Source organism: Pseudomonas sp. BP01 (assembly GCF_022760795.1).
Classification (GTDB): domain Bacteria; phylum Pseudomonadota; class Gammaproteobacteria; order Pseudomonadales; family Pseudomonadaceae; genus Aquipseudomonas; species Aquipseudomonas putida_Q.
Genome location: NZ_JAFBKA010000136.1, coordinates 1 through 255, shown reverse-complemented (window position 1 = coordinate 255; position 255 = coordinate 1). Strand labels below are relative to the sequence as shown.

Below are 255 nucleotides of genomic sequence, written 5' to 3'. Positions count from 1 at the left end.
GAGCGTCAGGTGCGGTGATATCCGGCGCGGTGACCTGCGCCGGCAGCGAAGAAACGCCGCTGTCATCGATGGCAACGACATCCAGCAGTTCGCCGTTGGCTTGAGCAGGATTCAGCTCGATGCTGAAGGTGCCATCGGCATTGGCGATGGCGCTGCCGATCAGGGTGCCGTTGGCGTCATGCACCTCCACGCGAGTACCGGCAGGCGCGGAACCGGTGAGGGTGGTGCCGTCGGCATCGATGGCCAGGTTGCTCG

1 protein-coding gene is annotated in these 255 nt (G+C 65.1%); it reads right to left on the bottom strand.

From position 1 onward, the window contains the following. On the bottom strand, positions 1-255 hold a 255-nt coding region (locus JOY50_RS28820), incomplete at both ends, for an Ig-like domain-containing protein (protein WP_243056207.1).